This window comes from Thioalkalivibrio sp. ALJ3 (assembly GCF_000377205.1).
In the GTDB taxonomy this organism is placed as follows: Bacteria; Pseudomonadota; Gammaproteobacteria; order Ectothiorhodospirales; family Ectothiorhodospiraceae; genus Thioalkalivibrio.
Window position 1 is genome coordinate 165,222 of the sequence record NZ_KB897908.1, and the last position, 20,298, is coordinate 185,519.

Genomic DNA, 20,298 nt, shown 5'->3' on the forward strand with positions numbered 1-20,298 from the left:
GCCAGAAGTCTTTATGAGCGAAGGTAATCAATTCACCCTTCTGATTGGATCTTGCGCGCGCGGAACATCCACGTTTGAATCCGACATTGATGTCGTTCGTATTGGCCATCGGCGCGCAGCAGATGTCAGCGTGATTCCTGAAGTAGCCGATGTCCTTGGACCATTAAGTTACGTGGATTACGATCAGGCGACATTCTTCAGGCTTTACCACAAGGGTTCACTTTTTATAAAGCATATCCTGTCCGAGGGCAGGCTCCTAGGGGGATCTAAAAGTGCATGGTCTCTACTCCAACGATCGTTTCATGTTCAAGAAGATTTCACCCAAGAGATCGAGTCGCAGCTCGAGCTCTACCGCTGGCTAAGAGATCCATCGCAGTTCGAAGGTGCTGAGTATGCGCTGCTATCATATACCTTCCGTGCATTAAAGAATTTAGGGGTGTTCTCTATGGCGCAGCAAGGGCGATATATTTTTGAAAAACGAGAAGTTCTCGAAGCGTTTCTCCCCCAGCTCCCCGAGGAGGATATAGACTTACTTATTCGAGTGAATCGAATCTTTGAACGGCACCTCGAACCGAGTGAAATCTCTCCAGAATTATTAACGTTCGCCCCCCTTCTGGATTTTTTCGATCGGATTGACCGCACGCTCAATGAAAGGATCATGATGTGATCAAGGACAAAATACGTCGCGAGATTGAAAGAGCAATTTCCGATCCGGAAGTGTACGTAAAGGGTCATGATCTTGGGCGCTTGCGCGTTGCCTTCGACGGAATGTGCTCGCAAATTTGTCACCAGGTAACAGGTTCCACCCCTCATAATCGCATGATGTTAAGAAGGCGATTGAACAAGTTTATTGAAGAGAATCCGGATCATGAGAACGTCGGGCTAGTTCAAACGGTGAACGCGGCTCTTCGGGAGAGCGAAAATACACTCTTTAGAAAGGACTACGTGGATCATTCGGAATCCATTGAACGGTTCATTTCGGAATTCCTAACCGATGTGCTTCGAGCTTTGTCGTGATGGATAAGAGTGCGGATATCGCCTTGGCAGCTTGGAGTCAATACCAAGATCTAGTTCGCAATTCGTCGGACGCGATTTGGAAGATTCGAGCGACATTCTACGCGATAGTGTCTGCGCTAATGAGTGCAGCATATGCAACAGAACAAGCGTTTATCTATATGTTAGTGCTTCTCGCGTCTCTGCTGTTCCTTATGCTTGAAGGGGGGCACAAAAGGATTGAGATTCAGTACATTCGAAAGTCTCTTGAAATAGAGAGAACGTTAACTGATATATTGGCCGGGGAGCCTGAGCCATTCCTTCCATCTGAGGGCATTAGCACGAAGTTGTCAACGCCTTCTTTGAAGGATTGGAGGGATTTATTTATGCTCAAGAGGTATTTGTTTTGGTTGCCCTATGTTGTAGTAACCGTAATAGCGTCTCTTCTCTACCTATATGGCTAACGGGATCCTTCTAGTTCAAGCATCCTGGATAACGGCATGGTAGCCGTAGCCCTTCGCTTCCGTAGAGGCCGTGGTTGTTGAGCGTCATTGGTGTTGCTGCCATCGAGACTGGGACGGTGGAGAAGGGGCGGTTGGCTCGATGAACGGATATACCCTTGTCGATTGGGCAGCGGGCGCGGTGGCGTGTTTGCCATAATCGGCCGGGGCTAGGGCTCAGCTACCCGAATGAAAACCAAGCTATGGTGTGAGGAAGCCAATGGCGGACAGCAGGGAAGCGCAGTTTCAGCAGGACATCATCGATGCGATGACCGCCGATGGCTGGCTGACCGGTCCGGCAGGCGGGTATGACGCCGCGAATGCGCTGTACATCGAGGATCTGGTCGCCTATCTGCGGGACGCTTGGCCGCAGCGCTGGGAGAAGTTCGCTGCAAAGAACCCGCAGGATCCGCAGAAGGCCCTGGTGCGCGCGGTCACCCGAGAGCTGGAGCGCGACGGCACGCTGGAAGTGCTGCGCCACGGGGTGAAGACCCCGGGGGTGAAGCTGGAGCTGTGCAGCTTCAAGCCCGATCACGAGATGAACCCCGAGTCCCTGGCGCGCTACCGCGCCAACCGCCTGCGGGTGGTGCCGGAGGTCTCGTACTCGCCGCATGCGCGTAGCGGCGAGTACAACCCGCGGCTGGACCTGGTGCTGTTCGTCAACGGCATCCCCACCGCCACGCTGGAGCTGAAGAGCGAATTCAAGCAGTCGGTGGAGAACGCCAAGCGCCAGTACCGGCGCGACCGCCCGCTGAAGGACCCGGTCACCCGCAAGCCGGAACCGCTGTTGACCTTTAAGCGCGGCGCGCTCGTGCACTTTGCGGTCAGCCAGGACCAGGTGGCGATGACCACGCGCCTGAACGGCAAGGACACCTTCTTTCTGCCCTTCAACCTGGGCACGGAAGACGGTGGGTCCGGCAATCCCGCACCCCCGGACGCAGACAGCTACGCCACCGGTTACCTGTGGCAGCGCGTGTTCCAGCCGGATGCCTGGCTCCGGATCATCGGCCGCTTCCTGCACCTGGAGCATAAGACCGAGGAGGACTTCCACGGCAAGCGCCGCAAGAAGGAGGCGTTGATCTTCCCGCGCTTTCACCAGTGGGACGTGGTGAACCGCCTGATCGAAGCCACGCGCGAGGAAGGGGCCGGGCGGCGCTACCTGATCCAGCACAGCGCTGGCTCCGGCAAGTCCAACTCCATCGCCTGGATCGCGCACCAGCTCGCCGCGCTGTACGACGAGGTAGGCGGCAAGCTGTTCAACTCCGTGGTGGTGGTCACTGATCGCACGGTGCTGGACGACCAGCTCCAGGACACCATCTACCAGTTCGATCATGCGCACGGCGTGGTGCGGCCGATCACCCGCGATGTCGGTAGCCAGAGCAAGTCGGAGCAACTGGCCGAGGCGCTGGCCGAGCAGACCCGCATTATCATCGTGACCATTCAGACCTTCCCGGCGCTGTTCGACGCCCTGGACAAGCGCCCGGACCTGGCTGCCGGGCGCTACGCGGTGATCGCCGACGAGGCGCATTCCTCGCAGACCGGCTCCTCCGCCACCAAGCTGAAGGCGATTCTCGGAACGGACAAGCCGGAAGACGAGGAGATCAGCGCCGAAGAGCTGCTGGACGCGGCCGTGGCCGCGCGCAAGCCCGCCGAGCGCATCAGCTACTACGCCTTCACCGCCACCCCCAAGGCGAAGACCCTGGAGCTGTTCGGCCGCCCGCCCGACCCGGATCTGCCGCCCTCGGCGGACAACAAGCCCGAGCCCTTCCATCTGTACTCCATGCGCCAGGCGATCGAGGAAGGCTTCATCCTCGACGTGCTGAAGAACTACACCACGTACTCCACGGCTTGGAAGCTGGCGCACCCGCACGCCGACGAGCAGGAGGTGGAGTCGCGCAAGGCCTCGACCAAGATCGCCCGCTGGGTACGCCTGCACCCGTACAACATCTCGCAGAGGGTGGAGGTGATCGTCGAGCACTTCCGCGCTAACGTGCGCCACCTGCTGGACGGCCAGGCCAAGGCGATGGTGGTGACCGGCAGCCGCCAGGAGGCCGTGCGCTACGCGCTGGCCATGCGCGCGTACATCCAGGGCAAGGGCTACACCGACGTGCACGCGCTGGTCGCCTTCTCCGGCTCCGTCCTGCCGGACGAGGTGATCCCCGAGGAGGTGACCGAGACCAGCTCGCTGCTGAACCCGGGGCTGAAGGGCCGCGACCTGGCCGAAGCGTTCAAGACCGACGAATACAACGTGATGATCGTCGCCAACAAGTTCCAGACCGGGTTCGACCAGCCTAAGCTCTGCGCCATGTACGTGGACAAGAAGCTGCAGGGCGTGGAGTGCGTGCAGACCCTCTCGCGCCTGAACCGCACCTTTCCGGGCAAGGAGGCGACCTTTGTCCTCGACTTCTTCAATGACGCCGAAGACATCCTCGAGGCCTTCCGCCCGTACTACAACAAGGCCGAGCTGGCCGACGTCTCCGACCACCAGATCGTCTACGACCTGCAGAAGAGCCTGGACGCCGCCGGGATCTACCACTGGGACGAGGTGGAGAACTTCGCCCGCGCCTTCTTTGATCCGAAGGCCGGCGCCAGCCAGCTCAGTTACTACTGCCAGCCCGCGAAGGAGCGCTACCACACCCGCTACAAGGCGGTGCTGGAGCAGATCCAGACCTGGAAGGCCGCCCACGCCGAAGCCGAGCGCAACAATAATAAGGCCGGCCTGCACCGCGCCGAACAGGAGCTGAAGGACGCCCACACCACCCGCGACGAGCTCGACTTGTTCCGCAAGAACCTGCAGAGCTTCGTGCGCAGCTACGAGTTCCTGTCACAGATCGTCGACTTCGAAGACCGCGAGCTGGAACAGCTCAACGTCTACGCCCGCGCCCTGCACCCGCTGCTGCGCATCGAAAACATCGAAGAAGACGCCATCGACGTCGACGAGCTGGAGCTGACCCACTACCGCCTGAACAAGCGTGCTGAACAGCGCCTGAGCCTCGCCGAGGACGGCGCCGACTACGACGGCCTCAAACCTGTCTCCGACGTCGGCTCCGGCAAGCCCCACGACCCGGAAAAGAAACGCCTCTCCGAGATCATCGACCAGCTCAACGAATTGTTTGGCGCCGAAGTGAGCGACGAAGACAAGCTCCAGTTCGCCAACGGCATCGCCGACCGCATCCGCCGCGACGACGCCGTGATGGCCCAGGTCGAGAATCACAGCCCCGACCAAGTGATGCACGGCCTGTTCCCCAAGCGCGTCACCGACACCGTCCTCGACGCCATGACCGACCACGAAAAACTTTCCATGCAGGTCCTCGACGACCCGGAGCGCCAACGCGACTTCGCCCTGCTGATCCTGCGCCTGCTGACCGCCGGGGCAGGCGACCAACGCTCGACACCCACGAGGCCCGCTCCATGAACAAGCGTCTCAGGGCATTGGCGCTCACTTCGGCAACCCGAGGGGTTGAAACGCACAACACCGCCATCCCGCAGTTCGGTTGCCAAGCGGTCTCCCATCTGCGCGTTGGTAACCGGACGGTATGGACCGCCTTGCTTGCGGCATATCACGGCCATGTCGGTGTTATCCAGAATCTGTATAACGCAAAATGTTCCAGATTCTGTCTAATACACTGTTAGGCTTACAAGGAGAAAGTATGAGCCCGCTCGTAGAAGAAGCATTAATAAGTCTGACCAACCGAGTGAATCTCTCAACCGGCCTTCTGCACTATTCTGACGAGTCAGCAGCAAAGGAACTATTTAAATTGCTGCATAAAGAGGGAGAGATACTTAACGAAGATGAAATCGCATCCTGGGCCGCGAAGAATGGATGGAAGGATAAGCACGCTAAAGATTTAGGCGAACTTGCGGGGCGTATGGGCGGAGGTGGCCGCGTTGTCGTGCGCAATAAAGGAATGTGGCGAGACGACATCATTGACCAACTTCGTCAAAGAGCCAACAGCAATGGAGCCTAACAAATCGCTCAAGTTCGTTCCGCGCTTCGCGCTCCACCGGACGCGGCTAACGCCGCGCCGCTTAGCTTAGACGTTAGGTGTTGTCATAGAGGGTTCGGCGATGTCTAGAGAATGGGAGCGCTACGAGCAGGTTGCGGCAGAGCTTCTCAACCTGATCGCCAATGAGCTCGGTGTGGATCGCTTCGAGGGGAAGCAAACCATTCCCGGCGCCAGCGGCACGCACTGGGAGATCGACGCGAAGGGCGTCACAGAGGATTGTGAGCGCATAGTTGTCGTTGAGGTGCGGAACACGAAGGCTCGCCAATCACAGGCCAAGGTAGGGGCGCTTGCGTTCACCCTTCTCGACACCGGTTCTGATGGGGGTATTATCGTTTCGCCTTTGCCACTCCAGGCCGGTGCAAAGAAGGTCGCGGCCCACGCGGGCGTCCATCACGTCCAGATCGACGCAGGCAGCACTCCCCGGCAGTTTGCAATGAAATTCCTCAACAAGCTCTTCATGGGCATAACAGTCTCCGCAACCGCGAGAGCAGAGGCGTCATGTGTCGTCCGCCGCGTCTGTAAGCAATGCGGCCAGCGCTTTGAAGTCGCTGAGAACGAAAACGTTTGCCCTGCTTGCGCCAACACCTAACTATGCGTTCAAGCCGACGCGGGGAGACGCCATCGCGTTTCCTGATGTTTGGTTGGCCCGCGGCCGCTTAACGCGGCGTTAAAGCTAAAGGACGAGCATGGCTCAAGTTGACATCAGGAAAGGTGAGTTAACCGATGCAAAAGCAGTGACGAAGATAGTAAATCGGGCTTATCGTCCTGACGCTGGATCGGAAGGTTGGACACTTGAATCAGCTTTGGTCAGTGGAGATCGAATAGGCCAGGATAAGGTGGCCATGGCTATCCGCTCCAGCACTGTCTTGGTTGGGAGCAGTGAACGAGGCTTGGTCGGTTGCGTACAGGTTGAGGTAACTGAACGCGTTAAAAATCGGCTGCACGGCGACCGGTCTTCCGCTGCTTCGCAGCAACAAACCCGCGCGTGAGCCGGCCGTTATGCCGAATAAGGAGTGCCCATGGTTATAGTGGTGCAGATCGCTGGCTATGTTGTGTTGCTTGTGGTGACCACCACGCTCGGCTTCATGGGAAAGCCCGCCGAAATGGGCTTGGCGATTATCGCTGGTGCAATCGCGCTGGCATTTTCTGATCTCGACAAATTCAGCCGTATCAAAGGCGCGGGGTTTGAGGCGGAACTGCGCGAAAAATTCAAGAAGGTAGAAGCAGTCATAGAGAAGGAAACCGAGCCACTGGCGTCTGGCGAGGAGCGCAAGCCAGTGCCGGATGTATCGCGTATCGATGCCGCCACCCGGTCAGTTGTTAACGCTTTGCACCACCCGGACTACACGTGGCGCTATTTTGGCGGTATAAAGAAGGATACAGGGCTGTCCTCCGAGGAAGTCCGCCGTGCACTCGACTGGCTGGTAGAGAACGGCTACGCCCAACGAACCCTGGGCAGTAAGGGAGCGGTTTGGAACCTCACTGATGAAGGAAGATACCTAAGTGCGGTCATTGATTTCACATAGCATAATAGGCCGCTCAACTGAACGATCCTGTCGTCGCGCCGGTCAGCGGCGCGTTATACGTGAAGGCTAAGTGATGCTTGATGGTTTAGATCCAATGCAGCTCGCAAAGAGGCTTGAATATCAACATGGGTGTGACCATGAACGTCACCAAAAATGGGCCGACGCAGCATTTAAGTTAATGAGCTCGGATCCATGGGTGATGATGACAATTCAAAGTCTAGGCGTACTCGATTCGAAGCTGATAAAGGAAGATGAATATATACTGGGAAACAAACGTTCTAGCAGCCCGGCGGGAGACTTGAACGAGCAAATAACCATGTCCTATTTGTGGGTGTTGGGAGCGTATGAGGTTGTTCGCACCCTTGATCAGAGAGCCCGAGAAAATCGCAGCAGCGAAGACGAAACTAGGAAAAGTCTTCAGCAACTAAAAAGGAAGTTCGAACGTATTCGCATGCCCTTGGCAAAATTGGAGGCAGCTAGAAGGTACAAGGATACTGATCGGCAGTTCGCATTTCCTGGAATAAACACTGATTACGGAACGGTTTGGCATGTAGGGGAGAACGTTTGGATCACTCGCCGTGAATTATCCGATTCTATGCTTGAGTTAATGGAAAAATATGAAGTGTAACATTTCGCTTCAGCCGACATCGGCGCAGATGCGCCTCAGCGGCTGAGCTCTGCGTTTGCGGCTCGAGGTGGCGAGTGTTCTAGAGGGATGTTTGAGCTGGCGAAAGTAGACGATTGACCCAAAATATGGGGTGAGCGGTGTGGCTGTGAAGGACGGTTCTACGCTAATCTGAGCTGGATCCAGTCGGGGACTCCGTCCTGAAACATGGGTTCGACTTGTTCGCGGGTCGGCGCTTCAAGGGTCCGGTAATGCTGTTGCTTCCAAACTCCGTCTTCTAGGGTGTAGAGGGTGGTGAAAACGGTCCTACCGCCGAATGTCATTGATCCCATAGAACCGCCGTAGACGCCTTTTTCTCCAGCGATTACCCAGACGGCAGCGAGGTTCTGGTCCGCAAGAACGGACAGGAAAGCGGCTCGATCCACGAGGCCGGCATGGGGTCCTTTCTCCGAAAGAGAGGGATCCCAGAATCGCACGAATCCACCATCGTCGACGTACGTCGCGGCTTTGCCGTCAGAGAGGTGAAGCCCCATGTGGTCGCAAAGCCAAGGAGCGGGGATGGCGACTCGAATCGTGTTGTCGAGTGAATAGTCAAAGTCACCCTGCGCACAGGTGTAGGTGCCTGCCGTTGCTCGCGTGGGGTAGGGCAGGGCGGGATAGGTCTCTGTTTCAAACCAATCGGGAAGATCTTCCAGAACGGGATGCCATGGGTATTCGCCGAAATATGTCTGGTGCCCTGACACGTCGAGGGAAGGAACCGCGCGAGGGTCGATAAGGGATTGGTGCTTGAGCGCTTCCAACGCAGCCGGTAGGTCGTCGCGAGGTACAACGAAGCAGGAAATACGGGACGATGTTTCCCGTTGAAGGCTGTCCCCTCCAGACGACCACTCGCGGACTGACAGAAAATTTTGCAGGGTTAACCAGCGGCGGTCGTCGGGATCGGTGAGGTCGAGGCACTGGCTGTCGTCGATGAAGCCATCATCGCCATACATCCAGATAAATCGTTCTTCGGTCGTTGTCGACTCAAGCCGTGGCAGGATGGGTGCCCACCATGTCGGCTCCGGAAAGGTCGTCCAGCCGTCGTCATACGACCGCCTGATCAGGAGAGACGGGTCTAGATCCCGGAGCGTGCCGAAACACTCCCCGTCGTACGGCGCGGGTTCCTTCGCCCCCCAGCGGTCACCGATGAAAGCGCGGTTGTCGGCCAGGCGGGCGCCGAGTTCGTAGAGTGCCATCCATTGGTACTTTTTGCCGATTCGTTCAATGGCATTGGACCTTCGGTCGCGGCTCGGCAGCCTCCCCGAATCGAAATCATTGTGGAGCTCCTCCGACCAGCCAAGGTCGTGTGCTCGCATGCAGACCCAGCGACGCGCCCAAGACAGGTTGAAAATGGCGAGTTCTCGGCTCGCCGAGCCATTGAACATGCCGTCGGCCCACCATTCGCCAGCTCGGGTGCGATAGTCCTCCCATTGTTCGGAGGACAGCGCCTCCTGGAACCGCTTCAGAGCCAAGTCGTAGGCTTCACGTTCGGGAGTCTTGTCCCGGCGTGAGAGATTGTCTAGCGCCTTTCTGCACTTCAAAACGTCCGAATAGCGTTCCTGGGTGTCCACATTCGCGAAGCAATCGAAATCAGATTTCCATTCCTTGGCAATATCCTGCGGTGACGGGAGGCGTTTCACGCCAATCGGGGCTGCGCTCCAGTGCGAGATGTAGGGGTCGATGATGTAGCGCGCGAAGTCGCCGTCCTTAACGGTAGACCTGACAATGTCATCTGTGAGGGTCGCGCCGCTGGGATAGGTGGCAGTGTATCCCTCGATGATGTCATCGGGGACAATCTCCAGGGGCCAGGGGCTTTGGTAGGGTGGCCGTACCTTGGCGATGTCCACGCTCTCGGGGCAGCCGCCTTGTGAAAGCGCATACTCCACGAGCCATCGACCATGATCGCGGAGCAACGTGTTGGGCGGAGGCGCGCCATCGGCAAACAGGCGCATGTATACCTCCGTCGTGAGGCCCTCAAGCTCCTCACGGTTCAGGAATCCCTGTAAGGTGCCTCCATAGATCGCGGCAAGAAGGCGTTCCCGAAGGTAGTCGTCATCGACCGCCCAGAATCGCTCCAGCAGTCGGTGCATCAGCCACCCGCGCGGCGCGAAGAGGGTTGCCAGGGCCTTGGTCGCTCTGTCCCGAAGGGGGCGGTGGGATGTCGTGAGGAACCAAGTCAGCGCCACGCTGGCTAGTTCGGCCCGCCGGTCCTCTATCTGCCCAAAACCACCGGTCCAGACCCAGTCGACCAAAGTCCAGTAGGCCGCTTCGTCGTCCCTAGCGTGTTCGGCCACGGGAATAGACCAGAATGCATCCCGCTCCGGCATCGGCAAGCTTTGGAGCTTTTCGTCAAGGAAGTCGGCGTTGAACTCGTTGTCAGGCTCAGTGGCGATGCGCAGGAGGATATCCATCGTCCCGCCAAGCCCAAAAATCTCCTGGACAAGGTCGAGGGTCCGGCGCGTGAATGTGCGTTGGTCTCGCCAGAGGAGGCTTTCCTCGAAGGCATGCGATAGTGGCCACATGTGCGCGTCTGGAGCGAAGTCCATGATTTCCCGTCCATAGCGCTCGGGCAACTGAACCGCGAGCGCTTCCACAACGCCCGCCATGCGCCAGGATGGCTCCCCTGCGAGATAGGCATGCAAGGGGCCGCCTTCGGAAAAAGCCGCCGTAGGGTCATCGCCCTCAACATACCTGTCCAGTAGTGAGGCAGCGATCATGTGGTCGCTGAAGCGTTGGAAGGTGAAGCGAACGACGTGGTCATTGTCGGCGTTGTCGCCTTGGACTTCGGCCGACAGCAGGCCTTCGCTAGTCAGTTCTTCCAAAAGCTCGCCGCGAAGGCCGCCGTTTGTTGTCTGGATGTGGTCCAGACTCGTGAGGGTCTCCTCCATTGGCAGATAGTCGCTCAGTCTGTCTGCCATTCTCTTGGCCAAGGCATCGACCGCCTTTTGCACGACCCTCCTGTGAGTTGAGAGCCCGAGGCGCCCATCCACCTGTCGGCTGACCGCCTCCAAATAGAACTTGAAGATATTGGTGGCGCCATGCAGGCCCTTCGGGAATTCCTGGACGCCATCCCGTTCCAACGTGTCGCAGCAGGTCCGCAGGAAGAGGGGGTTGGAAAACTCTGGGGCGGGCACCGGGGTGCCTGGCAGGACGAACCCGCGCGCTTTCAGGTACGCCCGGGCGTCCTCGGGCCTGAATCCAGGATGTTCCAGGCGGGGGAGCCTGTCTTCGTCCAGTGTGTCTGGAAGAACGCGGGACAAGAATGTCGTCCGGCACGACAGGACTACCGCAAGATGCGGGTAACCCTGGACCTTGTGGAGGAGCCCAGCCAAGCGGTCCGGCCACAAGTCTAGCCCGTGCTTTTCGTTCAAGGCGTCGATGATGAGCAACCCCCGGACACCGGCCCCTTCCGCTGCCGCATCAAGGGCACCTAGGAAGTCGTCTGTCGTTGTCCCGGTCGGGAGATCGAGTCCCCCAATAATCTGGGGCCACGGATCGCCATCGGTGAAGTGCTGGCCGAGCAATAGGACAGCGGGCCGGCCCTTATCGATCTGGTATTGTGCGACGTCGGCCAAGAGGTGGGACTTGCCGACGCCGCCTTCACCTGTGATGACGACGGCTCGATCATCCACGTGCTGCCACAGGGGATCGTTCAGTGCCTCCGCGATTGTTTCTAGCCGGTTTTCAAGCTCGGAGAGCCAATACCGGGCTTTGTTCTGCGTCTCCTCATCGCCGCCGGCCGTGCACCCGTGATCCATCCACCAACGGAAAGTCTGCGCGACAGCGTCCTTGGCTTTGGCCAGCCGACGCTTCCACTCAGGGATAGGGGAGGTTTCACAAGGCTCGGGCGGCCGGGCCTCAAGAGCGGTTTGTAATTCCTCAATTGCACCGCTCAGATCGCAGGGCAGTGGAGCCTCCGCGTCCGGCTCAAGTTTGGTGCAGGTGCGGACAGCACCGGTGGCGAATCGTTGGAACCCCTTGGTCCACGTCTGGCGTTCCCGCCACAGGGCCGGATCGCGACTGAGCCCGAGAAGGGCACGGCGGATGGGTAGGTCGACATGGCTCTCTGCCGTGTAGCGGTTCCCCAAGTCCGCTAGTGCCGTTATCAGCTTCGCCTTGCACCAGTCAGATGAAAGCAGTTGCTTGTTGAACCAGAACAGGATGCGACCGGTGCCGAGTGCGCCACTCCGCGTCAGGCGTTCCTTGATGGTGCTTGCCGACCATAAGTCGATCACGAGGGTGCGCCCCTCGGCTTGCGCCTGAGCCTCCCGTTTTTCTTTCCAGGTTCTCCACTTTCCGATGGCGCCGGGATCTTCTGAGCCACCAGGATTCGAAAGATCAAATGGGATGCAGACGATGAAGGTGGTGAGGTATGGATGCCGCTGAAGCGCTGAATCAAGAGAGTCGCTGAGGGAGCGTGTGAGGTTGGCGTCCATCTTCCAGAAATACTTTGCCTGCCATCCGCACTCGGTGCCGTCCGGTCGGCGGAAGAAGCATTCTAGCCCGGCGTCTCGCCCCCGACCTTTGCGGTAGAAGACCGAGTCGTCGGGCCGAGGGTCCAGGGCCGCGAGTTGGCAACATAGTTCCTCGAAGGCTCGGTCGCGAGAACCCTCGTGTTCTCGGATCTGCTCGAATTGTATGTCGGGCAAAGCCATCAGGGCATTCCGGTTGCTGGTTAGGCGCCAACATCCTAGGCGCACGGGGTATTGCTGCCAAGCAACACGGCATGTGTTCTTGCATCACTCGTTGGGTGGCTAACGCGGCAGGCGCACCTCGCTCAACGTCTGCTTCCTGATCGTACGTCAGGCACCGAGGCGAAGGTGGGGAACCAAACGGCGTCTACGCCGTGGTGATGGGAAGATTAATGACTGGCCCCAGCCAGGCTTTAATCGCGCAGCCGCCCCAGCGGCAGAGCCCGTGAGGCTGTAGGCGCGCCCACGCGCCGAAAAGTCTGTGAGCCCCGAGGCGAACAGACGTGCCGAGAAGGGCCTAGTCGGCGCCCCCGGCGACTAGGAACCCCTTGTCGCCCCAGCGACAAGGGGTGGTCCTGGCCGCCCCCGGCGACCTTGTGGTCGGCGGGAAACCTCAAAGAGTCGAATGAGCCACCGGGCGAGTGATGACCGGAGTCGTCCCGCTGCGCGGGGCGAGATTTGAGGTTTCCCGCCGGGAGCAAAGCGGAGGCGGGGGCGGGGCAAGGCCCGTCGCGTTCAGCGGCGGGGTGCGCAGGGCCTTGCGTCCAGCGAGGCCCGTAGTGGCAAGGCGATGGCGTTCAGCCAGCGCCGCGCAGAGCGCCCGAATGGGCGTTCGAAGTTGTGTCACGCGCGAAGGGGTGTGACCGGTGGCAGCAAGCGTAGGGGTGTCACAGGGCCGCGCACATGGGGGTGTAAGCCAAAACAGGAGCACTCCCAATGAAAGTGCCTAATGAGATCCTCTTCGATAACGCGCCGGTTCCGTCACCCAAAGAGTCGCATCTACAGGCGGAATCGGTCCTTTACTCACCCGAAACGGGCGGGCGCCAGCAGGTTGGGCCGAGCCAAGAAAAGGCACCCGACGGTCGCGTGACGGGCACGCACAACGAGTTGCTGTTGCTGCATGCGATTGAGCGCCTCGGGCATTCGACGAGCTGGCAACTCTCGATGATGAGTCGGCTTTCTCGCCGGTCCGTACAGCGTGTTTTGAAACGGCTTCAGGACCGAAGGATGGTCTCGATGAAGCGACTTCCAGACGGCGATCCAGTGTATGTGATGCGTCAGGCCGGGGCTTCCGAACTGAGCCTTCACCTCGGGCGTGAGGTGAGGCGGACAAACGACGATGCGAGCTTCATCAAGAGTCGTTTGTGGCGCCACCGGAAGCTGGCGAATGACACGGCGTGTGAGCTCTCCCAACGCCACCCCGTTCTTACAGAGCGCGAGATCCAGGCAGGACGGAACCCGGCTGGGCGTCGCGACATCCTGCCGGGGAAGGTGCCAGACCTGATGTTCAAAACCTCTGATGGTTGGACGTGGGTCGAAGTCGAACGGGCGTGGAAGAAGCGGCGAGAGTACCGAAGGCTCATCCATACCGTTGAAATGATCACGAAGCCCAAACTCGAGCGGAGGCCGGGTCCGATGCTTGCTGGCGATGCAATTTCTTCGATCGTTTTTCTGGTGAGCGATGAGCTCGAGGCACGGCGGCACATCACGCGTTTTTCGAAGCACTACAATCTCCAGGCTGGGTATGACATACCGGACCATCTCATTGCCTATTTTCGCTCGGTAGGAGTCATGTGGTGGGAGAGGCGCTACCTCCGTTTTGATGATGCCGCGACCTTATTCTATAGCTACTGTTGATCACTGCCCCGGCTTGTCCGGGGCTTATTTGCGTGTGGATTCTGGCTTCCTGTGCCCTTGCGCTCTGTTATTCATCACCACCTGAGATCAGGAGGCGCCAGCCAGACGTGCCTCCGAGGTTTGAATGGAGTTGGTTAGGCCGTATCAAGTAGCTGGACAGCGGCGGCCTTCTGCTTGGGTGCCAGGTGGGCGTAGCGAAGGGTTTGCTTGATGTCGGAATGACCAAGGAGCTCGCGGACTGTATTAAGGTCTACCGCATGCATGACCAACTTTGAAGCGAATGTATGCCGTAAATCGTGGAACCGGATGTCTGGCAATCCGGCTCGATTCTTCAGGCGTTTCCACGACGACTTGAGGTCTTTCATAGGTTGTCCGTCGCTTCCGGGGAATACATACGGAGACGGCTTACCTCTTCCTGCCCACGAAGAGAACACTCGAGAAGCCTCCGCATTGAGCGGGACGTGTCTGGTCATAGCGGACTTCGCATTTGCCCCATCGACCGTCAGGATGTTCCGGTCAAGGTCGACATTGTTCCATCGGAGCTGTAAGAGCTCGCCGCGCCGGAGTCCTGTATTCAACGCAAGGAGCACCAGGGGGGTGAGATGGTCTGGGGGGCGATTCGGAGAAATTTCGGTTTTCTCCGGCTTTCGCCGTTCCCGTCGCCATAGATTCATTGAGGATCTCTTCCGGCGGGCTAGCTCATCACGTTCTTCGAGAGCGAGCCGAAGGCGTTTCTCCTCGGCCTCACCCAGGTAACGCGGTTCACGGTTGTTGTCGGTGCGGAGGGCTTTCAGTGTCGGGATCGGGTAATGCTCTAGGTATTGCCACTCTTCAGCGCGTCGTAGAGCGGCTTTGAGGTCGTTGAGCTCACGGTTGATCGTGCTCGCTTTTTTGCCTTCCCGAAGTCGTTGCTCTCTGATTTTCTCGATGTCGTGAATCGAGATCGAGGAAAGCTGCCTGTCCCATAGCGTGCCGAAAACCGAACTCAATCGCTTGACGGTGGCCTGGCCGGTACGGTTGCGTGCCACGAGCCACGGTCCATATGTTTCTCGGATGAAGTGACCGAAAGTCATAACGTCCGATCGGAGTTTCTTGCTTCGTGGATCCTTCCCCAATGCGGCCTCGCTGAGGATCCGAGTGGCTTCCTCTCGTGCTTGAGCTGGTGTCAGGTGTGCTGAAGAGCCGATGGTGATCGCACGGCCGCGAGCATACTGCGCTCGATAGGAGTGACGGCCGTTAGGTCGAAAGCGCAGGATGAATCCAGGCAGGTCGGTGTCATAGATATCGACTTCCGATTCAGAGGAGAAGGTATTAAGGAGGGACTTCGTGATCTTCTTTTTCATGGTTGCTCGGGGTGCAATAGGGGTGCAGTGGAGTTATCCCTCAGTATACTCCATGAGCACGGAGGTACCCTGGAAAAAATGTTTAAGTATAATTAAAACAGCGAGATACAGTGTTCCGATGGGTTCGAGGGTGCCTTGGCGTGCGGATTCGGAACGCCTTCACACGGCAGGGGTCACTAGTTCGAACCTAGTACCGCCCACCAGCATTATCAAAGGGTTAGGTCCATGCGGGCCTAACCCTTTTTTGTTGGGGGTGCGGCTGCGTGCGCGCGGTCAAGCAGCAGGCGTTTCTCCGCTTCATTTCCGGAATGCGCGGCAGCCCGCCGGAACGCCGCTGCCGCGGCCTCGCGTTCGCCGCAGCGCTCCAACAGATCCCCGCGTACGGCGTGCAGAGGCACGTAGCTGAATAGCGCCTGGGCATCAATGTCGGCGTCGAGCGCAGCCAGTACCTGCGCAGGGTCGTCGAACTGGGCGGCGGCCTGGGCCTGATGGATGCGTGCGGCTGGCGATCCCGTGGTCGCGAACAACGTTGCGTAGTGACCCGCGATCTGTGGCCAGTCGGTGTCGGAAAAGCTGGGCGCTGTCGCATGGCAGGCGGCGATGGCGGCTTGAAGGCGAAATGGGCTCGGCCCGGCGTTCTGATCTCGGGCGAGCCTGTTGGCGCGGGACAGGGCGATCAGGCCGCGGCGGATGCCGCCGCGATCCCACGCGCCGCGATCCTGGTTCTTGAGCAGAACTGGGTTGCCTTGCGCATCCATGCGCGCGGCCAGGCGCGCACCATGCAGTTCGATCAGGCCGAGCAGTGCCTGGGTCTCGATGTCCTCGGGGATGGCCTGTGCGAGCACGCGGGCCATACGCAGTGCCTCATGACAGAACTCGCCGTGCGTCCAGGCATCGCCCTGGCTGGCTACATGCCCCTCGGTGAACAGCCGGTAGATCACTTCGTGCACGGATCCCAGGCGTTCCCGGCATTCGGTCGCCGATGGCGTTTCGAACCGGACGTTGGCTTGGGCGAGTTTGCGTTTGCCGCGGACGATGCGCTGCGCGATGGTGGTCTCGGAGACCAGGAAGGCACGGGCGAGGGCGGTGTTGTCGAGCCCGGCGAGGGTGCGCAGGGCAAGTGCGCAGCGAGTGTCGGGGGAGAGGATTGGGTGGCAGGCGATGAACAGCAGGGCGAGCGTGTCGTGACGGACATCGTCGCTCCATTGGGGCGTCGATGCCCCCAGGTGGCTGCATGCGATTTCACGGCCGTAATCGGCGACCAGGGCATCGCCCCGATGTTCGCGTCGCAGGTGGTCGACCGCGCGGTTGCGCGCCGTATGAAGCAGCCACGCGGTCGGGTTTTCCGGGATTCCCTGGGTGGGCCAGTGTCTGAGGGCGGCGATCAGGGCATCCTGTGCCACGTCCTCGGCGAGGGCGTAGTTGCCGCTCCAGCGCGCCAGGGATGCGACGATACGGCTCGCATCCAGACGCCAGATGGACTCGATGCGGCGCTGGGTATCCTGCTCCCCAGGTGCCGGATGTGCACCGGACTGGTCGCGGCCGCTCACCGTTCCACCAGTACCTCGAAGCCGCCCCAGAACATGCGCTGCAGGTCGAACGGTGGGTCTTGGTCCGGTGTTTTGTCCGGACAAGGCAGGCGAGGGTCCGCCATGACGTCGGCATTGACGCGATCCCGATGCTCGCGCGATTCGAAGCGGATCCACGAAAACACCACCGTTTCGTTATCGCGGGCCTGGACGCTGCGCGGGAACGACGTCACCTCGCCCGGCGCGACGTCATCAGCCACGCACTCGATGACTTCCAGTGCGCCGTGCTCGCGCCAGATTTGTGCGGCGAGGTCCGCCTGCTGGCGGTAGTCCTCGATCCGGTCTCGTGGAATCGGTATTACATAGCCGTCAACGTAGTTCATGGTCTGGCTCCTTTGGAGAATCGGACGGGATAAGGGCGGGTACCCGAGCGAGCCGGGCCCCGGTCGTGCGGTAGGGGGCCGTTTTCTGGTCTGGGTTAGCGATCATCGTATGCACCTTGCAGGGCAGCGAGATCGACTTTCTTCATCTTGAGGATGCACTGGGTGACCCGGCTGAGCTTGTCCGGATCGGGATCTTTCAGCATGTGGGACAGCTGTTCGGGGACGATATGCCAGGAGATCCCGTATGGGTCCTTGAGCCAGCCGCATTGCTCGGCCTCCGGGAAGGCCGACAGGGATTCCCAGCGCTGGTCGATCTCCTGCTGGTCGGCGCAGTTCACGACGAATGATATGGCATCGTTGAAGGCGAAATCGTGCTCCTGCGCGCTGTCCATAGCGGCGAACCATTGGCCTTCCAACATGAAGTCGGTGAACATCACCGTTCCTTCGCGGTCGGGTTCCATGTCGCTGGGGTAGCGGACGAGCTGCCCGCGCTGCGAATGGCGAAACTTCGACAGGTAGAAATCGGATGCCTCTTCCGCCTTGCCGCAGACATTTCCGACAAACAGTAGCGACGGAATGATCGGCGGGCGTTCTTCCCCTCGCGGATCGGTCAGGATCAGCTGCCATGACAGCCCGAACCGGTCCTGAATCCAGCCGTAGCGCTCGCTGAATGGATAGCGGTCCAGTGGCATGAGTACCTGGCCGCCGTCGGCAAGCTTCGCCCAGATCTCGTCGATCCGTGCTCTGGCGTCGGGATCACGCGAGGGGTCGAAATTGACCATGAACGAGATCGACGGGTTGAATCGGGACATCGAGCCCGCGTTGATCGCCATGAACGCATGACCCCATAGAGCGAACGACACGACGTCGCAGTCGCCCCCCGGTGTATCATGTAGCGTGGTCAGGTGTGTGATGCTCGAGTCGGGAAAGATCGAGCAATAAGAGTCCGCCGCCTCCCGGGCCTCGTTGTCGAACATGAGGTGGGGAACAATGATTTGGGATAAATGGCTCATGGCGTCTCGTCTCCTGTTTCGGAGCGCTTGATCGCGAAGGCCCCGGTGTGGGGAACCTCGGTGTTCCCCAAGTCGGTGCCGGAGTGCGATGGGGGTGCATTGCGCGGATTGTTCAGGGGCAAGTCGAAGTGGAGCACGTCCTCGCGCTGGCCCAGGCCGCTGTAGAGCGCTATGGCGGCATTGTCGGTTCGGTCGGCCTGGACAAATACCACCCAGGCACCCAGCTCGGCGGCGATGGCCTGGGTGTGGCGGATCAGGGCTGTGGCAATGCCGCGTCGGCGGAAGTCGTCGGCCACGGCGAGATCATAGATGTAGACCTCGCTGCGGGCCTGTTCGAGTTTGTCCAGGACATAAGCGACCAGCCCGCCGACGACGTGGCCTTCCGTTTCGGCGATCAGGGCGATGAACGTTTCTCTTGCCAGCAGGCGCTTGAGGTAGTCGTCGGAGGGACGCGCACCCGAGTAGGTGCCCGGCTCCCCAAACACGGCTGTAAACAGGTCGAGCAGGGCATGCGCGGCTGTCCGATCCGCCGGACCAAGGCGCCGGATCTTGAGCAAGGACCGCTCCTTCTGCGGGGGTGCTGGGTCAGCCGCCATCGGGGATCTCGGGTTCGACCAGGTAGGCGAGCAGGGTCAGCGATTCCTGCCAGCCGAGGACACAGAGCTCCGGTGGTATTGCCTCCGGCAGACCTTCCTGAAGCATATCCAGTGCGGTGCCGCAGGAGACTGGATCCAGCGTTACGGTGAGCGTCATCTCGCCGCCGAGCGAGGGATCGTCGAAGCGGTCGCTGACGACAATTCGACGGCCCGGCTCCAGTTCGCGGTACTCGCCACTAAACTCGTGATGAGTCCCCGTAGCAAAGTTGACGAAACTCATCCGGTAGCCGCCGCCTACGCGAGCATCCATCTCGTGGACGCGTGCGGTAAAGCCGTACGGTGCATTCCATTTGGTAATAGCGTCGGGTTCCAAGAATGCGCGATAGACGCGCTCCGGCGGCGCGCGCAGGACGCGGTGCAGGTGAACATTGCGGTCAATGGACATGGCTGATGGCCTCCGATAGGTGGGAGAAGGGGCGTGATGCCGTCAGCGTTGGTGGCAGGGGGCGCATTCGCGTACCTCGACCGTTGCAAATCGCGCGGCGGGGCAGCGTGTGGCCCATTCCACCGCTTCTTCGCGGTCGGCGCAGTCGATCAGGAAGAATCCGCCGATCATCTCGCGTGACTCGATGAACGGGCCGTCGATGAAACGGGTTTTTCCTTCGTCGGATCGGATGCGGACGCCGTGGCGGTCGGGTCGCAGGGATTCGCTGGCAAGCAACTGGCCACGCGCGTCGAGTTCGGCGCCAAAAGCGAGCATTTCCGCGTAAAGCGCCTGCCCCTCGGCATCGCTGCGGGCATCGCGGTCGCCGTGATCTTCGAGGATGAGCAACAGAAAGTTCATCGTGGGTATCCCCTAACGCATTGAGTGGAGACCGAATCGATTGCCGTCCGGATCGCGTGCGATGACGCAGAATCCGTAGTCGCCAATCGACTCCTTGGGGCTTTCGATCGAACCACCGGCGGTCGCGACGCGTTCCGCCTCGATCCCGCAGTCGTCGCAGCCGAAATAGACCATGCAGCCGCCGGAACCGACCGGGTTGTCGGGACCCTGTACCAGCGCGCCAGCACACCCCGGCCGGTCCTCCTCCATCGGAAACATCCAGATCTCCGTGCTGGGGGCGAATGCGCTGGTATCGGCTTGTGTGAGCGACATGTCCAGGACGGCTTCGTAGAACGCACGGGCACGGCCGATATCCTCGGTGGGAATCTCGAACCAGACGACGGGATTGGCGGCCATGGTGGTATCTCCTCTGGCGGGATCAAACAAACGGGCGCGGTTCAGCGGGCCCTTTGAACTGTAGACGAACGGCAATCGGGAAAATCGACATGGTTGGTGAAACTAGTCGAAAGGGTCTGGAGGGGGCTGCGATCGATCGGGACTGCGAGCGGCTGTACGGCGGACGGATTACGAG

17 protein-coding genes are annotated in these 20,298 nt (G+C 59.7%); 8 read left to right on the forward strand and 9 right to left on the reverse strand.

Translation table 11 applies throughout. From position 1 onward, the window contains the following. Positions 1 to 13: 13 nt before the first annotated feature. From C935_RS0109520 to C935_RS13305, 7 genes are all read left to right on the forward strand, one after another. Entirely contained in the window at positions 14 to 667 is a 654-nt protein-coding gene (locus C935_RS0109520) for a hypothetical protein (protein WP_155996733.1), read from the forward strand. Then, entirely contained in the window at positions 664 to 1,017 is a 354-nt protein-coding gene (locus tag C935_RS12790) for a hypothetical protein (RefSeq protein ID WP_018862271.1), read from the forward strand. Before C935_RS0109520 ends, C935_RS12790 begins: the two co-directional genes overlap by 4 nt. 696 nt (positions 1,018 to 1,713) lie before the next feature. After that, positions 1,714 to 4,908, forward strand: coding sequence for a type I restriction endonuclease subunit R (locus C935_RS0109530; RefSeq protein ID WP_018862273.1), 3,195 nt, complete (start codon positions 1,714 to 1,716; stop codon positions 4,906 to 4,908). A gap of 235 nt (positions 4,909 to 5,143) precedes the next feature. After that, the gene (locus tag C935_RS13300) at positions 5,144 to 5,461 is read left to right on the forward strand and encodes a DUF1889 family protein (protein ID WP_196800537.1); all 318 of its coding nucleotides are present in this window, start codon (positions 5,144 to 5,146) and stop codon (positions 5,459 to 5,461) included. A 100-nt stretch (positions 5,462 to 5,561) separates the two neighbouring features. After that, positions 5,562 to 6,089: a hypothetical protein gene (locus tag C935_RS0109535; RefSeq protein ID WP_018862274.1), complete on the forward strand. Its 528-nt coding sequence runs from the start codon at positions 5,562 to 5,564 to the stop codon at positions 6,087 to 6,089. A gap of 430 nt (positions 6,090 to 6,519) precedes the next feature. After that, complete coding sequence (locus C935_RS12795) at positions 6,520 to 7,026, forward strand: hypothetical protein (RefSeq protein ID WP_018862275.1); 507 nt, start codon at positions 6,520 to 6,522, stop codon at positions 7,024 to 7,026. Between the two features lie 73 nt (positions 7,027 to 7,099). Beyond that, on the forward strand, positions 7,100 to 7,654 hold the full coding sequence (locus C935_RS13305; protein WP_155996735.1) for a hypothetical protein: 555 nt from the start codon (positions 7,100 to 7,102) through the stop codon (positions 7,652 to 7,654). Positions 7,655 to 7,812: 158 nt separating this feature from the next. Here C935_RS13305 and C935_RS0109545 read toward each other — a convergent pair whose 3' ends face one another. After that, positions 7,813 to 12,345, reverse strand: a complete 4,533-nt coding sequence (locus C935_RS0109545) for a hypothetical protein (protein WP_018862276.1) — start codon at positions 12,343 to 12,345, stop codon at positions 7,813 to 7,815. A 753-nt stretch (positions 12,346 to 13,098) separates the two neighbouring features. On the opposite strand from C935_RS0109545, the gene C935_RS0109550 reads away from it, so the two are divergent. Further along, positions 13,099 to 14,019, forward strand: a complete 921-nt coding sequence (locus tag C935_RS0109550) for a replication-relaxation family protein (protein ID WP_018862277.1) — start codon at positions 13,099 to 13,101, stop codon at positions 14,017 to 14,019. A 134-nt stretch (positions 14,020 to 14,153) separates the two neighbouring features. Here C935_RS0109550 and C935_RS0109555 read toward each other — a convergent pair whose 3' ends face one another. From C935_RS0109555 to C935_RS0109590, 8 genes are all read right to left on the reverse strand, one after another. Then, entirely contained in the window at positions 14,154 to 15,362 is a 1,209-nt protein-coding gene (locus C935_RS0109555) for a site-specific integrase (RefSeq protein ID WP_018862278.1), read from the reverse strand. 233 nt (positions 15,363 to 15,595) lie between these two features. Next, entirely contained in the window at positions 15,596 to 16,912 is a 1,317-nt protein-coding gene (locus tag C935_RS0109560) for an RNA polymerase sigma factor (protein ID WP_018862279.1), read from the reverse strand. Then, positions 16,909 to 17,274 (reverse strand): DUF1428 domain-containing protein, encoded by a 366-nt coding sequence (locus C935_RS0109565; RefSeq protein ID WP_012982914.1) that lies wholly within the window; start codon positions 17,272 to 17,274, stop codon positions 16,909 to 16,911. Before C935_RS0109565 ends, C935_RS0109560 begins: the two co-directional genes overlap by 4 nt. A 95-nt stretch (positions 17,275 to 17,369) precedes the next feature. Next, complete coding sequence (locus C935_RS0109570) at positions 17,370 to 18,287, reverse strand: VOC family protein (protein ID WP_026278750.1); 918 nt, start codon at positions 18,285 to 18,287, stop codon at positions 17,370 to 17,372. Continuing rightward, a complete protein-coding gene (locus tag C935_RS0109575) occupies positions 18,284 to 18,883 on the reverse strand; it encodes an AAC(3)-I family aminoglycoside N-acetyltransferase (protein WP_026278751.1) in 600 nt (199 codons plus the stop codon). Before C935_RS0109575 ends, C935_RS0109570 begins: the two co-directional genes overlap by 4 nt. Continuing rightward, positions 18,873 to 19,328: an SRPBCC family protein gene (locus C935_RS0109580; protein ID WP_018862282.1), complete on the reverse strand. Its 456-nt coding sequence runs from the start codon at positions 19,326 to 19,328 to the stop codon at positions 18,873 to 18,875. The genes C935_RS0109575 and C935_RS0109580 overlap by 11 nt, the downstream gene beginning before the upstream one ends. 42 nt (positions 19,329 to 19,370) lie before the next feature. Next, the gene (locus C935_RS0109585) at positions 19,371 to 19,727 is read right to left on the reverse strand and encodes a YciI family protein (RefSeq protein ID WP_018862283.1); all 357 of its coding nucleotides are present in this window, start codon (positions 19,725 to 19,727) and stop codon (positions 19,371 to 19,373) included. 12 nt (positions 19,728 to 19,739) lie between these two features. Next, the gene (locus C935_RS0109590; RefSeq protein WP_018862284.1) at positions 19,740 to 20,123 is read right to left on the reverse strand and encodes a VOC family protein; all 384 of its coding nucleotides are present in this window, start codon (positions 20,121 to 20,123) and stop codon (positions 19,740 to 19,742) included. Positions 20,124 to 20,298 lie beyond the last annotated feature (175 nt).